Source organism: Protofrankia sp. Cr1 (genome assembly GCF_963555865.1).
Taxonomy (GTDB): Bacteria; Actinomycetota; Actinomycetes; order Frankiales; family Frankiaceae; genus Protofrankia.
Genome location: NZ_CAUVXO010000047.1, coordinates 16,176 through 19,547, shown reverse-complemented (window position 1 = coordinate 19,547; position 3,372 = coordinate 16,176). Strand labels below are relative to the sequence as shown.

The window sequence follows — 3,372 nt, the reverse complement described above, 5'->3', positions numbered from 1 at the left end:
CACGCTCACCAGACCCGCCACGCACTCGAATCCCAGCTGGCCACGGGCTCGCTCGGGCTTACCTGTGACCGGGTCGCGGACCGTCTGCTCAGCACCGCCCGGTCGAACCGCGCATGACGACAAACACGATTTCCCAGCCTACTTGCGGCCTTCGCCCCAGCCTGCCCTTTCCGACCGGGCACGCGCGCTCAGCGGCGGATCGCCAGTCGGTACTTCTCCCACTGCCGCTTGTCGTCGGAGAAAAAGTACTCCAGGAGATCGTGTAGGTAGCCCGGGTCGGGTGCATGCCTCGACGGCGGTATGTACTGCTTCACACGAAAAGCTCCGAACCCGACATTGTACATCGTATACAGACCCAGTTCAGTCTGTCGAGTTCCTCTAGAACACGGTCGGACACCGGATTGTCCTCGTCTTCTTCAGATGCCGTCTCGACAACGAGGCTCGGGCAGTGCGCCCAACGCCCATGGGCTGCTGCCTCATACAGCGACTCCAGCCGATTGGCCTCGGCCGACCGTTTGATTTCAAAGGATGAAATCGTGAGGACGACGTCGGGCAGGAGATACGAGCTCCAGACTTCGACCGCCGCGACGTCCGGCCGGGACCACTGACCGCTGGCCCGTACCCGCCTGCGCGCGGAAGCGGTCTCACGGATGTGGCTGAAGGTGAGACCAGCCGTGTCGATCTCACTCTGGTACCAGTCGACGAAGGGCTGATACAGCTCGGACTCCCGGCGTACCAGCTGGCCAGGGCCGGCAGCGGCGAATCCCGCGTCGGCTATGTGCGTTTCCAACACCTCGTCGTCCGGCGTCTGGAGCACATCGTCTGCGCGAGCGATCGTGCCCCCACGGCCTCGCCCGAGCCGGACGAGACCGGCCGTCTTGAGCTCGTCCAACGCCAGTCGATAACGGTCGTTCGTGATTCTCACAGCGCTGCGCAGCCGAAGGCCGCCGACGGGAGTGCCGTCCGGCGGAAGCTGGTCGAAGACCACAAGCGCATCGCGAGAAGCTTTCGGTGGAGTCCGGTCACTCGGGGCCCTGCGGATCCGCCGCCCTTCCACAATCGCCATACCCACGAGAACAAGCTCCGCCACCGCCTCGTCGAACTGCGCATCCTCCATACGGAGCCGCTTCCGCAATGCACCGCAGTTCGACGGTGCCGGCCCGATCTCGGTATAGAGTTCCGCCGCCGCTCTGGAAAGTGCCATCGTCCCCTCGCCGTCAGCCAGCCACCATGAGAGCGCTTTTTCTGCGCTATGACAGGCATATCCGATACGGGACGAGCACAGGAGTCATTTCTGACCTAATCACATCCGCCGCGGCGAGGTTTGAACCGCGCCCGAAGACGACGCGTGCCGCCGGATCGGTCTGGTGGTGCCGGCCGAGAGCACGGGCGGTAGGTCATTGCGGTCACCGGAGCGGCAGTTTCCACCTACGGCCAACGGCCGTCATCCCCGGGGGATCCGGTACCCGGCTGGGATCCCCCGGAACACCGCTGGTCCCGAACGGTTAGTCCCGAATCTGGGCGGCGGAGGTGTAGGAGGCGTCGAGTTGCCGGTTGAGGTTGACCGCGGCGTTGATCAGCGCGAGATGCGTGAAGGCCTGCGGGAAGTTACCGAGCTGCTCGCCGGTCAGGCCGATCTCCTCGGAATACAGACCCAGCGGATTGGCATAGGTGTGCATCTTCTCGAAGATGAGCCCGGCCTCCTCCAGCCGGCCCGATCGGGCCAACGCGTCGACGTACCAGAACGTGCACAGAGAGAAGGTGCCCTCCGAACCGCGGAGCCCGTCCGGGGATGCTTCCGGGTTGTACCGGTAGACCAGGCTGTCAGAGACCAGTTCGGAGTCCATCGCGTTCAAGGTGGACAACCACATCGGGTCGTCGGGGACGACGAAACCGACCTGGACCATGCGCAGCAGGGAGGCGTCCAGCACGTCGGTGTCATAGTGCTGGACGAAGGCCTGCCGCTTGTCGTTCCAGCCCCGGTCCATGACCTGGCGGTAGACGCGGTCACGTTCGGTGGCCCACCGCTGGAGCTTGCCCGGCCGGGCCCGCTCGGCCGCGAGCCGGATGGCGCGGTCGAAGGCGGCCCAGGAGTTGATCCGGCCGTAGGTGAAGTTCTGCCGGCCGCCGCGGGTTTCCCAGATGCCTTCCTCGGGGGAGTCCCAGTGGTCGCACAGCCAGTCCAGCATGTCGACCACGCGGTTCCACCGGGCGTGGCCGAGGGCGACACCGTGACGGTCCGCGAAGTAGATCGAGTCCATCGCCTCGCCGTAGATGTCGAGCTGGAGCTGGTCGGACGCGCCGTTGCCGATCCGCACCGGCGCCGAGCCCATGTAACCCTCGAAGTGGTCGAGGGTCTCCTCACTCAGGTCGGACGACCCGTCCACCCGGTACATGATCTTCAAGGGTCCGGAGGCGTCACCGGCCTGCTCCTCGATCCGGTTGGCCAGCCACCCGACAAAGCTGCGTGCCTCCTCGACGTAGCCCAGTCCCAACAGCGCGTACACCGAGAACGACGCGTCGCGGATCCAGGTGAACCGGTAGTCCCAGTTGCGCTCGCCGCCGATCTGTTCGGGCAGCCCGGCGGTGGGCGCTGCCACCACCGCACCGCTGGGGGCGTAGGTCATGAGCTTCAGCGTCATCGCCGAGCGGCGGACCTGCTCGCGCCACCGGCCGGTGTAGGTCGACCGGGCCAGCCAGCGCCGCCAGTACCGCACCGTGTCGTCGAGCAGCGAGGTGATCTCGTCCCGGGCGAGCCGGTGCGGCGGGTCGCCGTCCCCGGTCTCCATCATCACGGCTCCGACCTGGCCGGCCTTCAGCGTCGCCGTGCCGCGGATGCCGTCACCGCGCGGATCGGTGATCCGTTCCGCCCCGTCCCAGCTGACGGTCCTGGCCGGGTGCAGGGTGATGCGCTGGTCCCCGGCGCGAAAGATCGCACCGTCGCCGGTCACCTCCACGGTGTGGCTGGCGCGGCCGTAGTCGAAACGTGGCGTGAACTCGACCGCGAAACGCATCTCCCCCCGCACGACCCGCAGGACCCGGACCAACCGGTGCCGGTCGGTGGGCCGGGTCGTGTCCGCGATGGGCATGAAGTCCAGGAGTTCACCCACGCCGCCGGCCGTCAGGAAGCGGGTGATAAGAACCGCGGTGTCGGGCAGGTACAACTGCCGCGACACATAGCCCGGCTCCGTCGGCGCAATCGTGAATTGGCCGCCGCGTTCCCGGTCCAGCAGGGAGGCGAAGATACTCGGCGAATCGAACCGGGGCGCGCAGAACCAGTCGATCTCGCCGTCCTTCGTCACCAGCGCCGCGGTCTGGAGATCCCCGATCAACCCGTGGTCAGAAATCTGCGGATAGTCCATCTCTCCCCCT

Annotated in this window: 3 protein-coding genes; all 3 read right to left on the bottom strand. The window is 66.5% G+C overall.

Translation table 11 applies throughout. The features are described from left to right. Positions 1–188: 188 nt before the first annotated feature. Positions 189–314 carry a hypothetical protein gene (locus U9980_RS06860; RefSeq protein ID WP_322767161.1) on the bottom strand — a complete coding sequence of 42 codons (126 nt, stop codon included), beginning with the start codon at positions 312–314 and terminating at the stop codon, positions 189–191. Beyond that, positions 311–1,204 (bottom strand): hypothetical protein, encoded by an 894-nt coding sequence (locus U9980_RS06855; RefSeq protein WP_322767160.1) that lies wholly within the window; start codon positions 1,202–1,204, stop codon positions 311–313. The genes U9980_RS06860 and U9980_RS06855 overlap by 4 nt, the downstream gene beginning before the upstream one ends. A 301-nt stretch (positions 1,205–1,505) precedes the next feature. Then, entirely contained in the window at positions 1,506–3,362 is a 1,857-nt protein-coding gene (locus tag U9980_RS06850; protein ID WP_322767167.1) for a glycoside hydrolase family 15 protein, read from the bottom strand. Positions 3,363–3,372 lie beyond the last annotated feature (10 nt).

What these genes read in the sequence shown, in the direction of transcription:
- U9980_RS06855 (WP_322767160.1), bottom strand. Translation starts at nt 1,204, where the DNA reads ATGGCACTTTCCAGAGCGGCGGCGGAACTCTATACCGAGATCGGGCCG.
- U9980_RS06850 (WP_322767167.1), bottom strand. Translation starts at nt 3,362, where the DNA reads ATGGACTATCCGCAGATTTCTGACCACGGGTTGATCGGGGATCTCCAG.